Annotated in this window: 23 protein-coding genes and 1 riboswitch; of the genes, 15 read left to right on the top strand and 8 right to left on the bottom strand. The window is 66.5% G+C overall.

Annotated elements, in window-relative coordinates:
- Positions 1-2 precede the first annotated feature (2 nt).
- From ccoP to ccoN, 4 genes are read right to left on the bottom strand one after another with little or no spacing between them, the layout of a single operon-like run.
- Entirely contained in the window at positions 3-878 is an 876-nt protein-coding gene (gene ccoP, locus FRZ61_RS03395; RefSeq protein WP_151114982.1) for a cytochrome-c oxidase, cbb3-type subunit III, read from the bottom strand.
- Between the two features lie 3 nt (positions 879-881).
- Entirely contained in the window at positions 882-1070 is a 189-nt protein-coding gene (locus FRZ61_RS03390) for a cbb3-type cytochrome oxidase subunit 3 (protein WP_151114981.1), read from the bottom strand.
- Between the two features lie 10 nt (positions 1071-1080).
- Complete coding sequence (ccoO, locus tag FRZ61_RS03385) at positions 1081-1803, bottom strand: cytochrome-c oxidase, cbb3-type subunit II (RefSeq protein ID WP_151114980.1); 723 nt, start codon at positions 1801-1803, stop codon at positions 1081-1083.
- Positions 1804-1817: 14 nt separating this feature from the next.
- On the bottom strand, positions 1818-3269 hold the full coding sequence (gene ccoN / locus FRZ61_RS03380; protein ID WP_151114979.1) for a cytochrome-c oxidase, cbb3-type subunit I: 1452 nt from the start codon (positions 3267-3269) through the stop codon (positions 1818-1820).
- A 264-nt stretch (positions 3270-3533) separates the two neighbouring features.
- Between ccoN and FRZ61_RS03375 the strand changes: the two genes are divergently transcribed.
- From FRZ61_RS03375 to FRZ61_RS03365, 3 genes are all read left to right on the top strand, one after another.
- The gene (locus FRZ61_RS03375) at positions 3534-4343 is read left to right on the top strand and encodes a DUF2189 domain-containing protein (protein ID WP_225309089.1); all 810 of its coding nucleotides are present in this window, start codon (positions 3534-3536) and stop codon (positions 4341-4343) included.
- A 32-nt stretch (positions 4344-4375) separates the two neighbouring features.
- A complete protein-coding gene (locus FRZ61_RS03370) occupies positions 4376-4555 on the top strand; it encodes a hypothetical protein (protein WP_151114977.1) in 180 nt (59 codons plus the stop codon).
- Positions 4556-4636: 81 nt separating this feature from the next.
- Positions 4637-4879 (top strand): Lrp/AsnC ligand binding domain-containing protein, encoded by a 243-nt coding sequence (locus tag FRZ61_RS03365; RefSeq protein ID WP_151114976.1) that lies wholly within the window; start codon positions 4637-4639, stop codon positions 4877-4879.
- Between the two features lie 93 nt (positions 4880-4972).
- Here FRZ61_RS03365 and FRZ61_RS03360 read toward each other — a convergent pair whose 3' ends face one another.
- On the bottom strand, positions 4973-5572 hold the full coding sequence (locus tag FRZ61_RS03360) for a biotin transporter BioY (protein WP_151114975.1): 600 nt from the start codon (positions 5570-5572) through the stop codon (positions 4973-4975).
- A gap of 283 nt (positions 5573-5855) precedes the next feature.
- Positions 5856-6773 (bottom strand): LysR family transcriptional regulator, encoded by a 918-nt coding sequence (locus FRZ61_RS03355; protein ID WP_151114974.1) that lies wholly within the window; start codon positions 6771-6773, stop codon positions 5856-5858.
- A 254-nt stretch (positions 6774-7027) separates the two neighbouring features.
- On the opposite strand from FRZ61_RS03355, the gene torT reads away from it, so the two are divergent.
- From torT to FRZ61_RS03295, 12 genes are all read left to right on the top strand, one after another.
- Positions 7028-7981, top strand: coding sequence for a TMAO reductase system periplasmic protein TorT (gene torT, locus FRZ61_RS03350; protein WP_407657918.1), 954 nt, complete (start codon positions 7028-7030; stop codon positions 7979-7981).
- Between the two features lie 35 nt (positions 7982-8016).
- Positions 8017-9561: a sugar ABC transporter ATP-binding protein gene (locus FRZ61_RS03345; RefSeq protein WP_151114972.1), complete on the top strand. Its 1545-nt coding sequence runs from the start codon at positions 8017-8019 to the stop codon at positions 9559-9561.
- On the top strand, positions 9561-10586 hold the full coding sequence (locus tag FRZ61_RS03340) for an ABC transporter permease (RefSeq protein ID WP_151114971.1): 1026 nt from the start codon (positions 9561-9563) through the stop codon (positions 10584-10586). The genes FRZ61_RS03345 and FRZ61_RS03340 overlap by 1 nt, the downstream gene beginning before the upstream one ends.
- 10 nt (positions 10587-10596) lie before the next feature.
- Positions 10597-11583: a Gfo/Idh/MocA family protein gene (locus tag FRZ61_RS03335; protein ID WP_151114970.1), complete on the top strand. Its 987-nt coding sequence runs from the start codon at positions 10597-10599 to the stop codon at positions 11581-11583.
- An 85-nt stretch (positions 11584-11668) separates the two neighbouring features.
- Complete coding sequence (locus FRZ61_RS03330) at positions 11669-12394, top strand: LamB/YcsF family protein (protein ID WP_151114969.1); 726 nt, start codon at positions 11669-11671, stop codon at positions 12392-12394.
- A 141-nt stretch (positions 12395-12535) separates the two neighbouring features.
- Positions 12536-13906, top strand: a complete 1371-nt coding sequence (locus FRZ61_RS03325; RefSeq protein ID WP_225309088.1) for an acetyl-CoA carboxylase biotin carboxylase subunit — start codon at positions 12536-12538, stop codon at positions 13904-13906.
- 38 nt (positions 13907-13944) lie between these two features.
- On the top strand, positions 13945-14814 hold the full coding sequence (locus FRZ61_RS03320) for a 5-oxoprolinase subunit B family protein (protein ID WP_151114968.1): 870 nt from the start codon (positions 13945-13947) through the stop codon (positions 14812-14814).
- A gap of 14 nt (positions 14815-14828) precedes the next feature.
- Positions 14829-15800: a 5-oxoprolinase subunit C family protein gene (locus tag FRZ61_RS03315; protein WP_151114967.1), complete on the top strand. Its 972-nt coding sequence runs from the start codon at positions 14829-14831 to the stop codon at positions 15798-15800.
- 161 nt (positions 15801-15961) lie between these two features.
- Positions 15962-16180, top strand: coding sequence for a biotin/lipoyl-containing protein (locus FRZ61_RS03310; RefSeq protein WP_151114966.1), 219 nt, complete (start codon positions 15962-15964; stop codon positions 16178-16180).
- Between the two features lie 171 nt (positions 16181-16351).
- Complete coding sequence (locus tag FRZ61_RS03305) at positions 16352-16942, top strand: glutathione S-transferase family protein (RefSeq protein ID WP_151114965.1); 591 nt, start codon at positions 16352-16354, stop codon at positions 16940-16942.
- 147 nt (positions 16943-17089) lie between these two features.
- Complete coding sequence (locus FRZ61_RS03300) at positions 17090-17599, top strand: PAS domain-containing protein (protein ID WP_151114964.1); 510 nt, start codon at positions 17090-17092, stop codon at positions 17597-17599.
- Between the two features lie 162 nt (positions 17600-17761).
- Positions 17762-18283: a PAS domain-containing protein gene (locus FRZ61_RS03295; RefSeq protein ID WP_151114963.1), complete on the top strand. Its 522-nt coding sequence runs from the start codon at positions 17762-17764 to the stop codon at positions 18281-18283.
- 10 nt (positions 18284-18293) lie between these two features.
- On the opposite strand, the gene FRZ61_RS03290 is transcribed toward FRZ61_RS03295, so the two are convergent.
- Together FRZ61_RS03290 and FRZ61_RS03285 are read right to left on the bottom strand one after the other, a co-directional pair.
- On the bottom strand, positions 18294-18866 hold the full coding sequence (locus FRZ61_RS03290) for a TMEM165/GDT1 family protein (protein WP_151114962.1): 573 nt from the start codon (positions 18864-18866) through the stop codon (positions 18294-18296).
- Between the two features lie 79 nt (positions 18867-18945).
- Positions 18946-19094, bottom strand: a riboswitch (yybP-ykoY riboswitch).
- Between the two features lie 96 nt (positions 19095-19190).
- Entirely contained in the window at positions 19191-19541 is a 351-nt protein-coding gene (locus FRZ61_RS03285) for a hypothetical protein (protein ID WP_151114961.1), read from the bottom strand.
- Between the last annotated feature and the right edge of the window lie 276 nt (positions 19542-19817).

The raw sequence follows: 19817 nt of genomic DNA, 5'->3' as shown, positions 1-19817 counted from the left end.
GCCTACTGCCCGCCGCCGAGGCTGTGCACATAGATCGTGACCATGCGCTGATTGGCCTCGCTCAGCCGTCCGTCCCAGGCCGGCATCACGCCCATTCTCGGCTTCGTCACCTGCGCGACGATGGCGAGCTTGCTGCCGTCGCCATGGAGCCAGATCGCATCGGCGAGGTTGGGCGCGCCGAACTCCGCCTTGCCCTGGCCGTCGTCGCCGTGACAGGAGGCGCAATTGTCCGCGAAGACCGTCTTGCCGCGATCGGCCGCCGCCGCGTCGGTCGAGCGGCTCGAGAGCGACAGCACGTACTCCGCCACGTCGCCGATCTGCTCTGCGGTCAGGATCTGGTCGGTGCCGAAATTCGGCATCACCGACTGGCGCGAATCGGGATCGGCGTTGCGGATGCCGTGATGCACCGTCTGCGCGATGTCATCGAGCTTGCCGCCCCAGAGCCAGTCGTCGTCGGCCAAGGTCGGGAATCCGCCGGGCCGGCCGGAGCCGCCCAGCCCGTGGCAGGCCGCGCAGTTCTCGTTGAAGACGGCGCGCCCGCCGGCCTGGGCGAAATTGAGAAGATCGGGATCGGCCTGGATGGCGGCGAGCGAGGGCGCCTGCGAGATGCGCGTGATGTACTGCGCCTGGGCGGCGTTCGCCTCTTCCATGACCTTGTCCAGCGAGGCGCGCTGGTTGTAGCCCAGGATGCCGTTGGTGTGGCCGTTGATCCAGGGAATGGCCGGATAGAGCACCCAGAGGATCACCGAGATGACGATCGTGGCGTAGAAGGTATAGAGCCACCACATCGGCAGCGGGCGGTTCAGCTCCTTGATGCCGTCCCACTCGTGGCCGGTGGTCTCCTGGCCGGTGATGCTGTCGACTTCCTTGACGGCCATGGCTCAGCTCCCCCTGACCGGCGTCGAGCGCTGGTCGTCCGGCAGATCGTCCTCGAGCGGGATGCGTGCGATCTTGTCGAACTTCGACCGATTCCGGGGCCAATAGGCCCAGACGACGATGCCGATGAAGATCAGCGCGAACCAGACGACCCGGATCGGCGCGAAGAACTCGTGGATTTCCTGCCAGCTCATCGCGGGGCCCTCACTGCGTCAGGTCTTCGGTGCGGTAGTCGGCGAAATCGACCATGCGGCCCAGCACCTGGAGATAGGCGATCAGCGCATCCATCTCGGTCAGCCGCGTCGGGTCGCCGTCGAAGGCGCCCGTCGCCGCCTTGGGATAGCGGGCCAGCAGGGCGGAGGTGTCGGCGTCGGGATTGGCCTGGGCCGCCATGTCCGCCGCCGCGTCCTGGATGTCCTCGTCGGTGTAGGGGACGCCCAACTCGCGCAGCGTCTGCAGATGCGCCGCGATCGAGTTCGGATCGAGCTCGCGCTCCTCGAGGAAGGCGTAGGAGGGCATGATCGATTCCGGCACCACGCTGCGCGGGTCCATCAGATGCGCGCGGTGCCAGTCGTCGGAATATTTGCCGCCGACCCGCGCCAGATCCGGGCCGGTGCGCTTCGAGCCCCACTGGAAGGGATGGTCGTACATGCTCTCGGCCGCGATGCTGTAATGGCCGTAGCGCTCGGCCTCGTCGCGGAACGGCCGGATCATCTGGCTGTGGCAGAGATAGCAGCCCTCGCGGATATAGATGTTGCGCCCCGCGAGCTCGAGCGGCGAGTAGGGCCTGACACCCTGGACCTTCTCGATCGTGGTCTCGATGGTGAAGAGCGGCGCGATCTCGACGATGCCGCCGATCGACACCGTGATCAGCACCAGCACCAGCATCAGGAAGAAGTTGGTCTCGATCTTGGCGTGGGAGATCATGGGTCCTGTCCTCCTCACGCCCGCGCCGGGGCCAGGGCCGGCTGGCCCGTGGCGGCCGGACCGTATTTCACGGTCATGCGCAGGTTGTAGACCATGATGAGCGCGCCCAGCAGGAACAGGGCGCCGCCCAGCATGCGGATGATGTAGAAGGGATGCATCGCGGCGACGGTCTCGATGAACGAGTACTGCAGGAAGCCCAGCTCGTCATAGGAGCGCCACATCAGGCCCTGCATGATGCCCGACACCCACATGGCGGTGATGTAGAGCAGGATGCCGATGGTCGCGATCCAGAAGTGGTAGCTGACCAGCTTCAGCGAATAGAGCCCCTCGCGGTGCCAGAGCCGCGGCACCAGGAAATAGACCGCGCCGAAGGAGACGAAGGCGACCCAGCCGAGCGCGCCCGAATGGACATGGCCGATGGTCCAGTCGGTGTAGTGGCTGAGCGCGTTGACCTGGCGGATCGACATCAGCGGCCCCTCGAAGGTGCTCATGCCGTAGAAGGCGACGGAGGTGACGAGGAAGCGCAGGACCGGATCGGTCCGGAGCTTGTCCCAGGCGCCCGAGAGCGTCATGAGGCCGTTGATCATGCCGCCCCAGGAGGGCATCCACAGCATGATCGAGAAGGTCATGCCCAGCGTCTGCGCCCAGTCGGGCAGCGCGGTGTAGTGCAGGTGGTGCGGACCCGCCCAGATATAGAGGAAGATCAGCGACCAGAAATGCACGATCGAGAGCCGGTAGGAATAGACCGGCCGGTCGGCCTGCTTCGGGACGAAGTAGTACATGATCCCGAGGAAGCCCGCGGTCAGGAAGAAGCCCACCGCGTTATGGCCGTACCACCACTGCGTCAGCGCGTCCTGCACGCCCGAGAAGAGCGAGTAGCTCTTGGTGCCGAAGAACGAGACCGGCAGCGACAGGTTGTTGACGATATGCAGGATCGCGATGGTGACGATGAAGGCCAGGTAGAACCAGTTCGCGACATAGATATGCGGCTCGCGCCGCTTCAGGATCGTGCCGGCGAAGACGACGAGATAGACCACCCAGACCAGCGTCAGCCAGAGATCGGTGTACCATTCGGGCTCGGCATATTCGCGGCCCTCGGTGATGCCGAGCACATAGCCCGACGCCGCCAGGACGATGAAGAGCTGGTAGCCCCAGAACAGGAAGCTCGCGACCGCCGGCCCGCCGAACAGGCTCGCCCGGCAGGTGCGCTGCACCACATAGAGCGAGGTCGCGAACAGCGCGTTGCCGCCGAAGGCGAAGATCGCGGCCGAGGTATGGACCGGGCGGAGCCGGCCGAAGCTGGTCCATTCCAGGCCCAGATTGAAGACCGGAAAGGCGAGCTGCAGCGCGATGACCACGCCGACCAGGAAGGCGACCACGCCCCAGAACATGGTGGCGATGGTGAAGGCGCGAATCACGTCGTCATTGTAAGGCGCCGCCGGCGACGCCAAGGCCTTCCCATCCATCGCTTTTTCCCTCTCCCCGGGCGCCGGGACGGACGCCCCCGCGCCATTCCCCGCGCGTCGCCTCTGATCTTGCCCGATTTGACACTAAAAACTAGGTCTTCCCGAAGGCCCGCTGCCTTGATCTGAATCAAGGGGATGGGAGAGGCGGACCCGCTATCTTGTCGCAAGAGAGGGGTGTCGCCCGGCCATCGACAGAGCGGGCGGTCCGGCGGCAAGATCGGAGGCCGCAGGACTGGCGGCCAATCCTCGGAGCGGAAAGCGCCCTTGACCGACATCGTCAGACCCGTGCCCGAGGATGTGATCCGGCTCTCCGGCGGCGCCGTCGCGCGGATCCGGCGGCTGGCGCCCGAGCGGCCCTGGAGTTGGCTGGCCGACGGCTGGCGCGATTTCCTCGCGGCTCCCGGCTTCGGCATCCTCTACGGGCTGATCTTCACGATCGGCGGCGCGGGCCTGACCCTGCTCTTCTGGTGGCTCGACATCTTCTGGTCGATCCTGCCGTTGGCGGCGGGCTTCATGCTGGTGGCGCCCGTCCTGTCGGTCGGGCTCTACGAGACCAGCCGGCGGCTGATGCTGGGCGAAAGCGTCACACCCGCCGACGCCTTCCGCACTGACTGGCTCTATCTGCGCCGGCTGGCGCCGATGGGGCTGGTGCTGACGCTGTTCCTGCTCGCCTGGTTCCGCCTGGCGCAGATCATCTTCGCCCTCTTCTTCAGCGCCAACCCGCCGCGCCCCGACCCGCTCCAGGCCGTGGATCTGTTCCTGTCGCCCGCGAGCATCCCCTTCCTGCTGGTGGGGTGCATCGTCGGCGGCGTGCTCGCGGCCCTCGTCTTCGCCGTCAGCGCGATCTCGATTCCCGCGATGCTGGACCGCGACATCAACGTGATCTCCGCGATCGGGCTCAGCTTTGCCGCCGTCAAGCGCAATTTCTGGGTGATGGCGCTCTGGGCCTGGCTGATCGCGCTCTTTGCGGGCGCCGGCATCGCGACGTTTTACCTGGGATTGATGGTGACGCTGCCGATCGTCGGCCACGCCACCTGGCACGCCTATCGCGACATGGTCGCGTGGGAAGACTGACGCCGCCTCGAGCGGGAAGGAAGGATCGTTTCATGGAGACCAGTCTCAATTGGATCATCGGCGGCGTCATCGCCCTGCTCGGGATCCTGGGCTTGTTCCTGGCCTCCGGGGCCAGCGACACCGGCATCTATCTCTTCGGGCTGCTGCTGTTCCTGTTCGCGGTGCTGTTCGCCTTCGGCCTGATCCGGCGCGGGATCCCCAACTCGCATTGAGGCGGGCCGATCTGCTAGGCTCGGGTCCGCGCGCCGCCAAGGCAGGGGCGCCCGACCTCAACCGCCGGCAGGACCCGATCGATGCAGACCATTTTCGTCATGGTGAAATCGGAACTCGGACGCGCCTATGAGGTGGCGGACGCGGCCGTGCAGTCGGTCGACCAGGTCTCGGAGGTCCATTCGATCTCGGGCCAGTACGACCTGCTGATCAAATGCTACTTGGCCGACGGCGCCGATATCGGCCATTTCGTGACCGAAAAAATCCAGCGCCTCCCGGGCGTGCGCGATACCTTCACGCTGATCGCCTTCAAGGCCTTTTCCTGATCCGCCGGCCGGCCCGCCTCGGGCCCGGCGGCCATGAAAAACGCCGCCGGGGAACCCCGGCGGCGCTTCGTTTCAGGCACGTCCCGTGACGGCTCAGCTCTTGCGGCGGCCGATCAGGCTCCAGGTTCCCGGCAGCAGGCAGGCGCCCAGCAGGATCTTCAGCGCGTCGCCGAAGAGGAAGGGCAGCAGCCCGTATTTGAGGGCGTCGGCGATGCCGATCTGGAGGGCGAGCCAGGTCAGGCCCAGCGCGTAGATGATGAGATTGCCGATCACCATCGCGGCCCCCGCCTTCACCAGCGAGCGATCCCAGCCGCGCTCGGCGAGCGCGCCGCAGATCGCGGCCGCCACCGCGAAGCCGACGAGATAGCCGCCGGTCGGGCCATAGAGAAGCTCGATGCCGCCGCCCTCGCTCCAGCTGCCCGCGAAGACCGGCAGGCCGACCGCGCCTTCGGCCAGGTAGAGCAGCACCGTGGCGCCGCCCAGCTTCCAGCCATAGGCGACGCCGATCACCAGCACGACCAGCGTCTGCATCGTGATCGGCACGGGGACCAAAGGCACCTGGATCTTGGACGAAAGCCAGAGGGCGACGGTGCCCAGCACCATCAGCACCGCGGCGCGCAGCGCGCCGGTCTTGGTCGAACTCGGCCACAACGCGCTGGCCAGCGTCGGTTGCAGCGTCTGAACAGCCTGCATCGGATCTTTCCTTCCCTGACGAAACTCGGATGCCGGACGGCGGCTCGGCTAGTCCCCTGCCGACGCGCGGCAGCAGCCCTTGTATCGCAAGCTTCGCGGCAAGGCAAAGCGGGGAGGCTACAGACTCTTGTCCCCTCCCCCCTCGAGGGGGAGGGTCAGGGAGGGGGAAGACGCGATGGGAGGAACAGGTCGAGAGCGGCATAGCCGCCGCTTCATCGACCGAGCGGCCCCCTCCCTAGCCCTCCCCCAAAAGTTGGGGGAGGGGACGAGAGCGAGCGCCCGCTCACACCGTCGCCGCCCCCGCGGCGTTGTAGGTGATGTGGCAGAAGTCGCGCAGCGCCTTGGCGCAAGGGTCGAGCTTGGCGCCGCGCTTCCAGGCCAGCCCCACATCCATCGACGGCACGTCGTCGTCCATCAGGCGTGCCTCGATCCGGTCGCCCTCGAGCGACCAGGGGCGGTAGACCATGTCGGAGAGGATGGCGACGCCCGCCCCCGTCGCCACCATGCTGCGCACGGCCTCGACCGAGGTGGTGCGGAAGACGACGTTGGGGGAGAAGCCGCGCTTGTGCCAGTAGCCGATCGCGGTCTGCTCGGCCTCGTCGACAAGCAGCATGATGTAGGGCTCGGGCGCCACATCGGCGAGCGTGACGTGGCCGGCATGGCTCAAGGGGTGATTCGCCGGCAGCCACAGGCGGCGCTTCGACTGGATCAGCGTCTCGGTGTCGATCTCGTCGGCGTTGCGCAGGTTGGAGGTGAGGATGATGGCGAGATCCAGGCTCCCGGCCACCAGCCGCTCCTCGATCTCGCCCCGGTCCATCTCGTGCAGCTCGAGCTCCACCCCGGGAAAGCTGCGCCGGAAGCGGGCCAGCGGCGCCGGGGCGAAATAGCCCGCGACCGTATAGGTCATGCCGACCGAGACCCGGCCGGTCAGATCGACCCGGGTCTGGCGCGGGGCGCGCAGCGCGTCCTGCACCGCCGAGGTCACGTTGCGGGCATGGAGCAGGAACTGGTTCCCTTCCGAGGTCAGGGCGACGCCGTTGGTGTAGCGGCGGAAGAGGCGCGCCCCGGTCTCGCGCTCCAGCACCTTGATGGCCTCGGTCACGGCGGACTGCGAGACGCCCAAGGTCGAAGCGGCCGCGGAGACCTTTCCGGCCTCGGCGGTGGCGATGAAATAGCGGATCTGGCGCAGTGAAATGGACATCGGATTTTCCGATAATGAATACGAGGTTTTTGTGATTTTACAATATCTAACCCCTGCGTAAGGATCGAGCCGCAATCCGAGGCCGGCGGCAGAAACAGGCCGGCCCATAGCAGGCAGAGGGAGGCTAGAAGACCATGACACGCAAAGGTTTAACCGTGCTCGCCGCGGGTGCGGTCGCACTGACTCTATCGACAGGGGCGATGGCCAAGGAGTGGTATCCGTTCCCGGTCCAGGTTTGGGATCCCCCCTTCAACATGGACAGCCCACGCAAGGACGTCGAGTACACGCCGCAGGACAAGGCGTCGAAGAAGTGGGACATCTGCGTCTCCTTCCCGCATATGAAGGACGCCTACTGGATGGCCGTCGATTACGGCGTGGTCGCCGAGTCGCAGCGCCAGGGCGTGAAGATGACCCTGGTCGAGGCCGGCGGTTACACCAACCTCAACAAGCAGATCTCGCAGATCGAGGATTGCGTCGCGGCCGGCGCGCAGGGCGTCGTGATCGGCGCGATCTCCTTCGACGGGTTGAACAACCTGGTCTCGGAGCTCAAGGCCAAGAACATTCCCGTCATCGACGTCATCAACGGCATCTCCTCGCCCGACATCTCGGCCAAGTCGCTCGTGTCGTTCGGCGAGATGGGCTACAAGGCCGGCGAGTATCTGGCCAAGATGCATCCGAAGGGCAGCGGCGTCGTGAAGGTTGCCTGGTTCCCGGGACCTCCCGGTGCGGGCTGGGTCGAGGCCGGCAACAAGGGCTTTCTCGACGCGGTCAAGGACAGCGACATCCAGGTGGTCGACACCAAATACGGCGACACCGGCAAGGAAGTGCAGCTGAAGCTGGTCGAGGACACGCTCGAAGCCAACCCGGACATCAAATACATCGTCGGCACCTCGCCGACGGCCGAGGCGGCGATGGGCCTGCTGCGCGACCGCGGGCTCGAGGACAAGATCAAGGTGCTCGCCTACTACTTCACGCCGGGCGTCTATGAAGGCATCAAGGCCGGCCGCATCCTGGCCGCGCCGACCGACTCCGCCGTGATCCAGGGACGCGTCGCCATCGACCAGGTGGTGCGCATCCTCGAGGGCAAGGACTATCTGAAGCATGTCGGTCCCAAGCTCTATGTCATCGACAGCTCGAACGTGAAGAGCTTCGACAAGGATTCCTCCCTGGCGCCGGACGATTTCAAGCCGACCTTCTCGGTCGAATGACGGCGCCTGAGGAACGCATGAAGGGCTAGCCGCAAGTGTCCACCGGACTTGCGGAGCCGGTCGGGAGCCCGCCCCCAGGCGGGCTCCCGCTGCTTCGGCTCGACTCCGTCAGCAAGCAGTTTCCGGGCGTGCTGGCGCTCGACCGCGTCGATTTCGACCTGCGGGCGGGCGAGGTGCATGTCCTGTTCGGCGAGAACGGCGCCGGCAAATCCACCCTGATCTCGATGGTGGCAGGCGCCTACCGGCCGACCGACGGCCATATCCTGTTCAAGGGGGCACCGGTCGAGCTCCATTCCGTGCACCAGGCCCGCGGGCTGGGCATCAGCGCCGTGTTCCAGGAATTCTCGCTGGTACCGCAGCTGACCGTCGAGGAGAACCTGTTTCTCGGCGCCGAGACCCGGGCCGGCCTTCTCCTCGACAAGGGGGCGATGCACCGGCGCGCCGTCGAGATGCTCGACCGGCTGGGCTTCCCGCTGAAGCCGACCGCGCGCGTGGCGCATCTGAGCCGCGCCCAGCAGCAGATGGTGGAGATCGCCAAGGCCTTCCGCTCGGATCTCTCCGTGCTGATCCTGGACGAGCCGACCGCCTCGCTCACCGAGCGCGAGACCGATCGCCTGTTCGCGCTCATCGCCCAGGCCAAGGCGCAAGGGGTGGGCATCATCTACATCACGCACCGCCTGGCCGAGATCAAGCGCATCGCCGACCGCATCACGGTCCTGCGCGACGGCAAGCATGTCGCGACCCTGCCCGTGGCCGAGGCGAGCGAGGCCCGGCTGGTCGAGCTCATGACCGGCCGCGTCATCAGCCAGATCTTCCCCAAGGTCGCCTACAAGCCGGCCGAGACGCTGCTCGAGATCGAGCACCTCACCACCGCGACCGGCACGGTGCGCGACGTCTCGATCCATGTCCGGGCCGGCGAGATCGTGGGCCTGGCCGGCCTCGTCGGCTCCGGCAAGTCGGAAGTGGCGCGCGCCTGCTTCGGCATCGAGCCGATCGAGACGGGCCGCGTGCGGTTCCTCGGCCGGGACATGACGGGCGCCACGCCGCGGCAGATGCTCGACCGGGGCTTCTTCTATGTACCGCCGGACCGGCGCGCCGAGGGATTGGTGATCGGGCGGGGTGCCCGCGAGAACATCCTGCTCCCGGCGCTCCATGACGACGCCTTCTCGGGAGCGCTCTTCCTCAAGCGCGGCGTCGAGAAATCGACCGCGCGGGGCCTGGCGCAGAAGCTCCAGCTCCATCCCTTCAACATCGAGCGGCCGGTCGAGCATTTCTCCGGCGGCAACCAGCAGAAGGTGCTGCTGGCCAAGGCCCTGACGCGCGAGGTCAAGCTCTTCGTCTTCGACGAGCCGACGGTGGGCGTGGATGTCGGCACGCGCGTGGCGATCTACGATTTCATCCGCGGCCTGTGCGAAGCGGGAGCCGGGGTGCTGCTGATCTCCTCGGACCTGCCGGAGATTCTGCATCTCACCAACCGGGCCTATGTCATGTACCGTGGCAGCTTGCGGGCGGAGCTGCAGGGTGCCGATATTACCGAGGACAAGGTCTTGAGATATTTCTTCGAGAGGGAGGCGGCGTGATGGCCGAAGCCGTGGAGGGCACGAAGAGGACGCGCAGCTTCGTCGAATGGCTGCAGGTGGCGTTCGTGCGCCTGGGCGTCCTGCCCTTCCTGCTGGTGATCGCCGTCATCGTCTTCACGCTGATGTCCGGCAAGTTCCTGTCGGGCCAGAACCTCATCAACGTCGCCCGCCAGTCGACCTACCTCACCATGGTGGCGATGGGGCAGATGCTGGCGTTGCTGACGGGCGGATTCGATCTCTCGGTCGGCACCATCCTCGCCCTGACCTCGGTCGTGGGCGCGATGGCCATGGCGGCGGTCTTCGCTGTCTCCCCCGATGCGATCCTGCTGGCGATCGCCGCCGGCGTGCTGGCCGGGGTCGCCGCCGGCACCGCCATCGGCGTCGTCAACGGGATCGGCGTGGCGCTCTTCAACGTCTCGCCCTTCATGATGACGCTGGGCATGGCCTCGGTCGGCTTCGGCATCGCCCTCTTCCTCACCGGCGGCGTGCCGGTCTATGGCATGCCCGACATCTTCGGCAAGCTGTTCGGCTTCGGCCAGTGGTTCGGCATCCCGGTGCCGATCTATGTCACGGTCGCGCTGATCCTGTTCATGTATGTGCTGCTGAACTGGACCCGGATGGGCCGCTATTTCTATGCCATCGGCGGCAACGCCAAGGCCTCGCTGCTGTCGGGCATCAACACGCGCCTCAACCTGTTCATGGCCTATGTGCTCTGCGCGCTCCTGACCGCGATCTCGGGCATCATGCTGACGGCGCGGCTCGAGACCGGCGAGGCCAATATCGGCGCCACCATGCCGCTCGAATCGATCGCGGCCTGCGTCATCGGCGGCGTCTCTCTGCGCGGCGGCTCGGGCCGCTTGCTCAATGTGGTGCTGGGCGCCATCTTCATCGGGCTGGTGCAGAACGGCATGAACCTGGCGCGGATCGAATCCTACCTGCAGACGGTGGTGATCGGCGTGCTGCTGATCCTGGCGGTGGTGGCCGACCAGCTGCGCCAGCGCTTCGTCGCCAGTCTCAAGGATTGAGGGCCAGGATATGCTGCGCGCGGCTTCGGTCGGATTGGGCTGGTGGTCGGACGAGCTGGCGGGCTCGATCCAGGGCAAGTCCGCCCTGCTCCGGATCACGGCCTGCAGCTCGCGTTCCGCCGACAAGCGCGCCGCCTTCGCGCAGAAGTTCGGCGCCAAGCCCTGCGAGACCTACGAGGCGGTGCTGGCCGATCCCGCGATCGACGCGGTGATCCTGACCACGCCCCATTCGCTCCACGCCGCCCATGTGACGCAGGCGGCCCGGGCCGGCAAGCATGTCTTCGTCGAGAAGCCGTTCGACGTGAGCGCCCGCGCCGCCCAGAGCGCGGCCGAGGCCTGCCGGAAGGCGGGTGTCGTGCTGGCGGTCGGCCATAACCGGCGCTTCGCCCCGGCGGCCCTGGCGATCAAAAGGATGGTCGGCGAAGGCGGCTTCGGCCAGCTCCTCCATGCCGAGGCGCAGTTCTCGAACCCCAGCGCCCTGAGCTACACGCCCGAGCGCTGGCGCGCGAGCCGCGCCGAGAGCCCGGGCGGCGGCATCGCCGGCATGGGCGTCCATATGATCGACCTGCTGCAATGGATGCTGGGGCCGATCGCGCGCGTGCGCAGCCTCGCCAAGCGCCAGGCGCTGAAGGTGGATATCGACGACACCACCAGCGCCCTCTTCGAGTTCGCTTCGGGCCAGACCGCCTATCTCGGCACGCTCACCGCCTCGCCGCGCCAGAACTATTTCTATCTCTATGGGACGGCCGCCAACGCCTATGCGCGGGTCGACGACAATGAGCTCACCCTGCAGCGGGCCGGTGCCGTCAAGCCGGAACCCGTGGCATTGACGCCGGTCGATACGCTCCATGCCGAGCTCGAGGCCTTCGCGCGCGCCGTCGCCGGCGGCCCCGCCTTCCCGGTGCCGCCCGAGGACGCGATCCATACCGTGGCGGTGATGGAGGCGATGGTGGCCTCGGCCGCCGCGGATGGCGCGCCGGTGAAGCCCGCCTTTTGACCGGGGCCCTGCGGCGCCCCCGCTCAGACAATGACCGCCGGATAGCCGGCAACGACGTCGAAGGATCGGATCAAGGAGGAGAGAGATGGGACTGGCGATCAATTGCGACATGGGCGAGGCGTTCGGCCTCTACCATATGGGCGACGATGCGGCCATCATGCCCTATATCAGCATCGCCAACGTGGCCTGCGGCTTCCATGCCTCGGACCCGAACGTGATGCACAAGACCGTCAAGCTCGCCAAGGCGCACAACGTCAAGGTCGGCGCGCATCCCTCGCTGCCCGACCTGCAGGGCTTCGGCCGGCGCGAGATGAAGATGAACCGCGACGAGCTCGCCGACTGCATCATCTACCAGGTGGGCGCGCTCAAGGGCTTCCTCGACGCCGAGGGCATGAAGCTCAACCATATCAAGCCGCATGGCGCGCTCTACGGCATGGCGGCACGCAACGAGGAGGTCGCGAACGCGATCTGCGACGCGGCCGACGCCTTCAAGGTGACGCTCCTGGGGATGGCCGGCACGCTGCATGAGAAGATCTACAAGGCGCGCGGCCACAGCTTCCTCGCCGAATACTATGTCGACCTCGATTACGACCAGACCGGCAAGCTCATCATCACCCGCGAGCATGCGGCGGTCGATCCGAAGCAGGCGGTCGCCCGCACCCTACGCGCGATCAAGGAGGGCAAGGTGAAGTCGGTCGAGGGCCCGGACATCCCGATGCGCGCCGACTGCATCTGCGTCCATTCCGACACGCCGGGCGCCGTCGAGCTCGCCAAGGCGGTGCATGAGGCGTTGAAGCCGATGTTGAACTAATGGGGTAGGCTGATCGAGGGGGGGGGGGCCCCCTCCCTGACCCTCCCCCGGAAATCGGGGGAGGGGATTGAGGCTCCGACCTGTCCCCTCCCCCGTCCAGGGGGAGGGCTAGGAAGGGGGCAAACGCGGGAGTAGCAGAGAGTGCCCATCACCAAGGTCCTGATCGCCAATCGCGGGGAGATCGCCTGCCGGGTGATCCGCAGCTGCAAGAGGCTGGGTCTCAAGACGGTCGCGGTCTATTCCGAGGCCGATGCCAAGTCGCTGCATGTGGCGAGCGCCGACGAGGCGGTGGCGATCGGGCCGGCGCCGGCCAAGCAGAGCTATCTCGTCATCGAGAACATCCTGAAGGCCGCGAAGGAGACCGGTGCCGACGCGGTCCATCCGGGCTACGGCTTCCTGGCCGAGAACTCCGATTTCGCCAAGGCCGTCCCCCATGCCGGCATGGTCTGGATCGGGCCCACGCCCGAGACCATCGACGATATGGGCGACAAAGAGCGCGCGCGGCTCCTGGCCAAGGCCGCGGGCGTGCCGATCCTGCCGGGTTCGGGCCGCTTCGTGCCGGGCGATCCCGACGGGCTTGCGGCCGCGGGCGAGGCGGTGGGCTATCCGCTGCTGGTGAAGGCCGCGGCCGGCGGCGGGGGCATCGGCATGCGCCGGGTCGACGGGCCGGGCGACCTCAAGGCGGTGGTCGAGAGCACCCAGACCCTGGCCGAGAAGGCCTTCGGCGACGGCTCGGTCTATCTCGAGAAGCTGATCGAGAAGGCGCGTCATATCGAGATCCAGGTGTTCGGCTTCGGCGACGGGCGCGGCGTTCATATGTTCGAGCGCGAATGCTCGATCCAGCGCCGCTACCAGAAGATCGTCGAGGAGAGCCGCGCCCCCAACCTGCCGCTCGAGACGCTCTCGAAGATGGCCGAGAGCGCGGTGGCCCTGGTGCGCCAGGAACGCTATCGCGGCGCCGGCACGATCGAGTTCGTGGTCGATGCGACCAGCGGCAAATACTACTTCCTGGAGATGAACACCCGCATCCAGGTCGAGCATCCGGTGACGGAAGCGATCACCGGGCTCGATCTCGTGGGGCTGCAGATCAAGCTCGCCGGCGGCGACGCGCTGCGCGAGGTGACGCAGGACAAGATCGCGGCCACCGGCCATGCGGTCGAGCTGCGGATCTATGCCGAGAACCCGGCCAAGAACTTCATGCCCTCGCCGGGACCGCTCAAGACCTTCCGCCTGCCGCCTGCGGGCGACGGGCTTCGCGTCGATACCGGCGTGCGCGAGGGCGACCAGATCAGCTTCCACTACGATCCGATGATCGCCAAGATGATCGCGCATGGGCCCACGCGCCTGGCCGCGATCGACCGCATGCTGAAGGCGCTGGACGAGACGTCGATCGAGGGTGTTGCGACCAATATCGGCTTCCTGAGGAAGCTCCTGTCGCACCCGGCCTTCCGGGCCGGGGATTGCTGGACCGGGTTCATCCCGGCCCACGCGGCCGAGCTGCTCCAGGGCTGACGCGAGAGAAACAGGGAAAAAGGGGGAGGTCCTTCGCGATGATCTACGAAGAACCGAAATTCATGCCCGGCGGCGATCGCTACATGCTGATCGAGTTCGGCAACGAGATGAATCTCGAGCTGAACTTCATGGCCCAGGGGCTGGCCAGCGCCATCGTCCAGAACGGCACCAAGGGCGTGATCGAGACGGCGCCCTGCTTCGCCTCGATGCTGATCCATTACGATCCGGATCAGGTCACCTTCAAGGACCTGACCAAGGAGATGAAGTCGCTGATCGGCTCGCTCGGGCCCTCGGACGATATCGAGCTCGACAGCCGGCTGTTCTATTTCCCGACCTGCTACCTCGATCCCTGGACCAAGGAATGCATCGAGGATTACTGCAACAAGATCACGAAGAAGAAATACGATCCCGACTTCGTCGCCGAGATCAACGGCCTCAAGGACGCGCAGCAGCTCGTGCGCGTCCATTCCGGCACGGAATACTGGGTGGCCTCGCTGGGCTTCTGGCCGGGCCTGCCCTTCATGATGGCGCTCGATCCGCGCTGCGTCATCACCGCGCCCAAATACAACCCGCCCCGCACCTGGACGCCCCAGGGCACGGTCGGCATGGGCGGTGCCTCGACCGCGATCTATCCGGTGGCCACGCCGGGCGGCTATCAGATCTTCGCCCGCATCCCGATCCCGATCTGGGACACGGAGAAGCGCTTCCCGCAGTTCGAGAAATCGATCTGCCTGTTCCGCCCGGGCGACCGGGTGAAGTTCGTGCCGGTGAGCCCCGAGGAGTTCCTCCATGTCGAGGCCCAGGTGAAGGACGGCAGCTACGTCTACAACGTCGTCGAGTATCAGCGCTTCTCGGTCCGGAACTACAAGAGCTGGATCAAGACGCTCGATAAGACGCAGCGGTTCTGAGGGGAGGCCTCGCCATGTTCGAAGTGATCCAGCCCGGTCTCGAGACCTCGATCCAGGATTATCCCGGCCGCATCGGCTATTGGAACCAGGGCTTCCCGCCGTCGGGGCCCATGGACAGCTGGTCCTTCCGGCTGGGCAACCTGCTGGTCGGCAATCCGGCGGGGGCCGCCGGGCTCGAATGCCAGTATATGGGCCCCACCTTGAAGTTTCAGCGCGACGGCGTGATCGCCGTGACCGGCGCCGACATGCAGGCCAAGCTCGACGGGCAACCGGTGCCGCTCTGGGAGAGCATCGCCGTGAAATCGGGCCAGACCCTGGCGATGGGCCCGGCCAAGTCGGGCGTGCGCGCCTATGTCACGATCGCCGGCGGCATCGATACGCCGCCCTGGCTGGGCTCGCGCTCGACCTTCCACAAGGCCGGCGTCGGCGGCATGGAAGGCCGCGCGCTCAAGCCCAAGCAGGTGGTGCCGGTCGCAACCGGCGTCAAAGGCACCGTCGGCAAGAAGGTCAAGCCCGAGGCGCGGCCGCATTTCTCGACCGACAAGCGCTGGGAGATCGAGGTGGTGCCCGGTCCCAACGACGACTGGATCGACGAGGCCGGCCAGCAGCGCTTCCTCACCAGCGACTGGAAGCTCTCCTCCAAGAGCGACCGCACCGGCTTCCGCCTCGAGGGCCCGCAATGGACCTTCACCGAGAAGGCCTACAAGAAGGCGCCGGAGCACGGCTCCGAGCCCTCCAACATCATCGACCACGGCTATCCCCTGGGCGCCATCAACCTCGCCGGCCAGACGCCGATCATCCTGGTCAATGACGGGCCCAGCATGGGCGGCTTCATCAACCCCTATACCGTGCCCTCGGCCGCCTTCTGGAAGCTCGGCCAGTCCAAGCCCGGCGACATCTATCGCTTCAAGGCGGTGACCGTCGACCAGGCCCAGGAGCTGCGCAAGAAGCTCAACGCCATCTGCACGGCGGCCAGTATCGCATAGACCGAGAGTCCCCTCCCCCTACCCCCTCCCGCAAGGGGAGGGGGCTGGGTTTTCATTCGTCTTCTCCCCTCCCCTTGCGGGAGGGGGTAGGGGGAGGGGTAGAAGACAGAGCGAGATTTATCCGGCACCCGACGGTGCATTTCAGGGATGGAGCGAGTCACATGGCTGAGCAGGTTTCGACGATGGTGCCGGGCAATGTCTGGAAGGTGCTGGTGAAGCCCGGCGACAAGGTGAAGGCGGGGGACACGCTCTTCATCCTCGAGGTGATGAAGACCGAGGTGCCGCACGCGGCCGAAGCGGACGGCACGGTCAAGGCCGTCCATATCACCGAGGGCCAGGAAGGCGTCGACGCCGGCGCGCTCGCGGTCGAGATCGAGTGATTGATCCCCTCCCCCCTCGAGGGGGAGGGTCAGGGAGGGGGACGACGCGATCGTGGATACGGGGGCGCGCGTGAGCCTTGCTTCCTCTCTCCTGATAAACCGAGCAGCCCCCTCCCTTGCCCTCCCCCTGAACGGGGGAGGGGATTCAATTCATCTCCGGAAGAACCTCCCATGCCCATGATCCTCTATAGCGGCCCCACGAGCCCGTTCGGGCGCAGCGTCAAGGTGACGGCGCTCGAGCTCGGGCTTCCGGTCGAGGAGAAGGTGGTCGATGTCTACGCGGCCGAGTTCCTCGACAAGCTGAACCCCCTGCGCCAGATCCCGACGCTGGCGCTCGCCGACGGCACGGCCATCGCCGACAGCCGCATCATCTGCCGCTATTTCGACAGCATCTCCGGCCGCCCGACGCTCTATCCCAAGGACGATTACTGGGGCCTCGAGACCCGCATCTCGATCGCGATCGGCATCACCGAGGCGGGGCTGCAGCGGCGCATGGAGGTGGTACGGCCCGAGGGCGAGAAGAGCCCCGCCTTCATCCAGAAGCAGGAAGCCCGCATCGGCCGCTCGATCGACCATCTGGAGACCATTGCCGACCGGATCATCGACAAGCCGCTGGCCATGGACCAGATCGTGACCGCCTGCGCCCTCGCCTACACCGATTTCCGGTTCAACGACGGCTGGCGCCAGCGCTGCCCGAAGCTCGACCGCTGGTCGCGCGCCTTCGCCGAGCGCCCGAGCATGGTGGCGAGCCGGCCCAACTAGCCATCGGCCAGCTAGCCATCGGCCAGCTAGCCATCGGATAGCCCACGGCCACCCCGGCGCCACTGGCAGCCGGTCGCGATTTTGCTAGGCTCCGGGAGCCGTCTTGTGCCTTCGGGCGGACGGTCGGGAAGGAGGCCGCCGCCGCTCATGTCCAGCTGGCGCGAGATCGAGAAGACCGAGGCCAAGCTGGTGCGCCAGCTCCACGACTATTGGCAAGCGAAGCGCCGCGGCCGCGACGTCCCCGACCGGGCCGACATCGACCCCGCCGAGATCAAGCCGCTCCTGCCCAACATCCTTCTCAGCGAGTGGAGCGAGCCGCCCTTCCGCATCCGCTACCGCCTGGTCGGCGGCGGCATCTGCAAGGTGACCGGCTTCGATTTCACCGGCCGCTATCTCGACGAGCTGCTGCCGACCGATTCCGAGAACCGCTGGCATGACGATTACCGCGAGGCCCGCGACGATCGCGTGCCGATCCTGGGGGCCGTGGTGGTGCCGACGGTCCAGGGCGACCAGTTCCGCTACGAGTTCGGCATCTTCCCGCTCACGCTTGGCGGCGAGGCGGTGCGGCAGTTCATCGCCATCGAGGATTATGGCGGGCGCGAACCGCGCACGCGCCAGCTCGAGGACCAGCTCAAACCCTGGGGCGAGAAGCGGTAGCGTCTGATCGCGGCGCGCGGCGGTGCCCGATCCCACGCCCGGGGGGCGCCTGGCCTCGGGATGACCGTCGCGCCGCCGTCATGTTAGGTTGAGGGGTGGTTCTCGATTCGGGAACCGCGCCCGATCGTTCGTTCTCGCGTCGCCAGGTGGATTCGGGGCCGCATGCCCAGATGGACCGACATCGGCCGGACGACCGCGCCGATGGTCAGACAGCTTCACGACTACTGGCAGTCCAAGCGCCGGGGCCGCGATATCCCCGACCGCACGGACATCGATCCCGCCGAGATCAAGCCGCTCCTCCCCAACATCTTGATCGCCGACGCCAGCGATCCGCCCTTCCGTGTGCGCTACCGCCTGATCGGCAGCCGCATCGCCGCGGCGTCCGGCATGGACCTCACCGGTCGCTACCTGGACGAGCTCATCGCCGCCGACGAGGAAGGCCACTGGCTCGAATTCTACGAGGAAGCCTGGCGCCGGCGGATCCCGGTCTATGGCGAGGTGACGGTGCCCACGCTCCATGGCGACGAGTTCCGCTACGAGTTCGGCATCTTTCCGCTGAGCCGGGGCGGCGACGGCATCGGGCAGTTCATCGCAATCGAGGATTATGGCGGGCGCGAGCCGCGGCTGAAGCAGATCGAGGACCGGATCGCGCCCTGGCGGGAGAGCGGCGAGGGCGAGCGCTGACCAAGCCGCCTCAGGCGAAGAGGCCGTCCTCCATCAGCATCGTGATGCCGAGCCCCGCGAAGATCACGGCCGCCACGTAGCGCACATAGCGCGGGTTGATCTTGTGGGCGAAGGCGTGGCCGCAAAGGACGGCGGGGACGTCGGCGATCAGCATGCCGGCGGTGGTGCCGATCACGACCGGGATCACGGTCTCGAAGCGCGCAGCGAGCGCCGCGGTCGCGATCTGGGTCTTGTCGCCCATCTCGGCGAGGAAGAAGGCGATCGTGGTGGCAAGGAAGGCGCCATGGGCGCCGAAGCTCTTGACCTCCCCCTCGTCGATCTTGTCCGGGATGAGGGCCCAGGCCGCCATGGCGAGGAAGAGGATGGCCACGCCCCAGCGCAGCCATTCGGGATCGACGGCGCTCGCGACCCAGCTTCCGGCCAGCGCCGCCACTGCATGGTTGAGCACCGTCGCGACCAGGATGCCGAGGATGATCGGGACCGGCTGGCGGAAGCGCGTGGCCAGCAGCAGCGCCAGGAGCTGGGTCTTGTCGCCGATCTCGGAGATGGCGACGGCACCGGTCGAGACGAGCAGGGATTCCATAAAGCGGCATCCGACGGGGCCAGGCGAGAGTGAAAGGACCGATGGCTTCGATGCCCCCTCGCCCGGCCCGGGTGAAAGGGATCGATGCCAAAGGTCTCGCCAGTCGGAACGGGATCGAAACCCCGCTTCGCCATTCGCGCCATGGCGGCCCGCCGAAACGAGCGGCCAAGTCTGTTGACGCGAACTCTCCCTAAACGCCGGAGACGGCTACTCCCCAATGGATGGCGGGAATTTAGAGAGGCACCGGGGCCGACGCAACTCGCTTTATGAGCGGCGGAAAGGCGCAGGAAAGCTGGCGGAACTCGGAATGAGTCGCGATCCGGGTCAAGGGAACTCGGCCGTCACCTCGATCAAGCCGACGATGTTCTCATTGAATACGGCCAAATCTTCGGCAGGTATCCAATATTCCTGGAACTGGGACCCGCCAGCATTCTGCACCGCGTACCCATCGAGGAACGACTTTTGAACCTGGAAACGCGTCACGTAACCCTTGCCGGACGCCTTGACGTTCCAGTCGCTCGCGATCCTCGCCGCATAGGTTTCTGTCAGCACTGGATAGAAAATCGGCTGTTCTGGAAGACGCGGCGGAAATTTGCGAAATCCGCTTTGCCGAATCAGCTCCAGTTCTTCAGGACCCACGGGCCTGTAGAGCGTGGCTGTCAGTTCCCCATTCATGGTCCGGCCCCATCATATCGGGAATCGCCACGCCGAAGCCTGAAGCTTCGACGTGGCTCTTCCGTTCACTGCCGGATGAAGTCGGCGATTAGCCCCGGCGTGGCCGTGTCGAAGCCGACCACGTCGAGCATGCCGGCATCAGCCAAATGGCCGTTCCTGCAGTCGGAAGACGGTTGAATCTGTGAGACATATGTGCCCCGAGGAACTGGACGAACTCCTTCGCGATGGTGAGGATTAGGAATGCGTAAGGAACCCAGGGACCAGAAGCGCCCCGCC

The sequence above is a fragment of the Hypericibacter adhaerens genome, from assembly GCF_008728835.1.
Classification (GTDB): Bacteria; Pseudomonadota; Alphaproteobacteria; order Dongiales; family Dongiaceae; genus Hypericibacter; species Hypericibacter adhaerens.
Note: the sequence above shows the minus strand (reverse complement) of the source record. Positions and strands in the feature narration are given on the sequence as shown.

Excerpts from the sequence above, each read along its gene's own strand:
- FRZ61_RS03290 (WP_151114962.1), bottom strand. The coding sequence starts at position 18,866 with ATGGAATCCCTGCTCGTCTCGACCGGTGCCGTCGCCATCTCCGAGATC.
- FRZ61_RS03295 (WP_151114963.1), top strand. The coding sequence starts at position 17,762 with ATGCCCAGATGGACCGACATCGGCCGGACGACCGCGCCGATGGTCAGA.
- FRZ61_RS03315 (WP_151114967.1), top strand. The coding sequence starts at position 14,829 with ATGTTCGAAGTGATCCAGCCCGGTCTCGAGACCTCGATCCAGGATTAT.
- ccoN (WP_151114979.1), bottom strand. The coding sequence starts at position 3,269 with ATGGATGGGAAGGCCTTGGCGTCGCCGGCGGCGCCTTACAATGACGAC.
- torT (WP_407657918.1), top strand. The coding sequence starts at position 7,028 with ATGGACAGCCCACGCAAGGACGTCGAGTACACGCCGCAGGACAAGGCG.
- FRZ61_RS03360 (WP_151114975.1), bottom strand. The coding sequence starts at position 5,572 with ATGCAGGCTGTTCAGACGCTGCAACCGACGCTGGCCAGCGCGTTGTGG.
- FRZ61_RS03320 (WP_151114968.1), top strand. The coding sequence starts at position 13,945 with ATGATCTACGAAGAACCGAAATTCATGCCCGGCGGCGATCGCTACATG.
- FRZ61_RS03355 (WP_151114974.1), bottom strand. The coding sequence starts at position 6,773 with ATGTCCATTTCACTGCGCCAGATCCGCTATTTCATCGCCACCGCCGAG.
- ccoO (WP_151114980.1), bottom strand. The coding sequence starts at position 1,803 with ATGATCTCCCACGCCAAGATCGAGACCAACTTCTTCCTGATGCTGGTG.
- ccoP (WP_151114982.1), bottom strand. The coding sequence starts at position 878 with ATGGCCGTCAAGGAAGTCGACAGCATCACCGGCCAGGAGACCACCGGC.
- FRZ61_RS03305 (WP_151114965.1), top strand. The coding sequence starts at position 16,352 with ATGCCCATGATCCTCTATAGCGGCCCCACGAGCCCGTTCGGGCGCAGC.
- FRZ61_RS03390 (WP_151114981.1), bottom strand. The coding sequence starts at position 1,070 with ATGAGCTGGCAGGAAATCCACGAGTTCTTCGCGCCGATCCGGGTCGTC.
- FRZ61_RS03340 (WP_151114971.1), top strand. The coding sequence starts at position 9,561 with ATGGCCGAAGCCGTGGAGGGCACGAAGAGGACGCGCAGCTTCGTCGAA.
- FRZ61_RS03310 (WP_151114966.1), top strand. The coding sequence starts at position 15,962 with ATGGCTGAGCAGGTTTCGACGATGGTGCCGGGCAATGTCTGGAAGGTG.
- FRZ61_RS03285 (WP_151114961.1), bottom strand. The coding sequence starts at position 19,541 with ATGAATGGGGAACTGACAGCCACGCTCTACAGGCCCGTGGGTCCTGAA.
- FRZ61_RS03330 (WP_151114969.1), top strand. The coding sequence starts at position 11,669 with ATGGGACTGGCGATCAATTGCGACATGGGCGAGGCGTTCGGCCTCTAC.
- FRZ61_RS03300 (WP_151114964.1), top strand. The coding sequence starts at position 17,090 with ATGTCCAGCTGGCGCGAGATCGAGAAGACCGAGGCCAAGCTGGTGCGC.
- FRZ61_RS03365 (WP_151114976.1), top strand. The coding sequence starts at position 4,637 with ATGCAGACCATTTTCGTCATGGTGAAATCGGAACTCGGACGCGCCTAT.
- FRZ61_RS03370 (WP_151114977.1), top strand. The coding sequence starts at position 4,376 with ATGGAGACCAGTCTCAATTGGATCATCGGCGGCGTCATCGCCCTGCTC.
- FRZ61_RS03335 (WP_151114970.1), top strand. The coding sequence starts at position 10,597 with ATGCTGCGCGCGGCTTCGGTCGGATTGGGCTGGTGGTCGGACGAGCTG.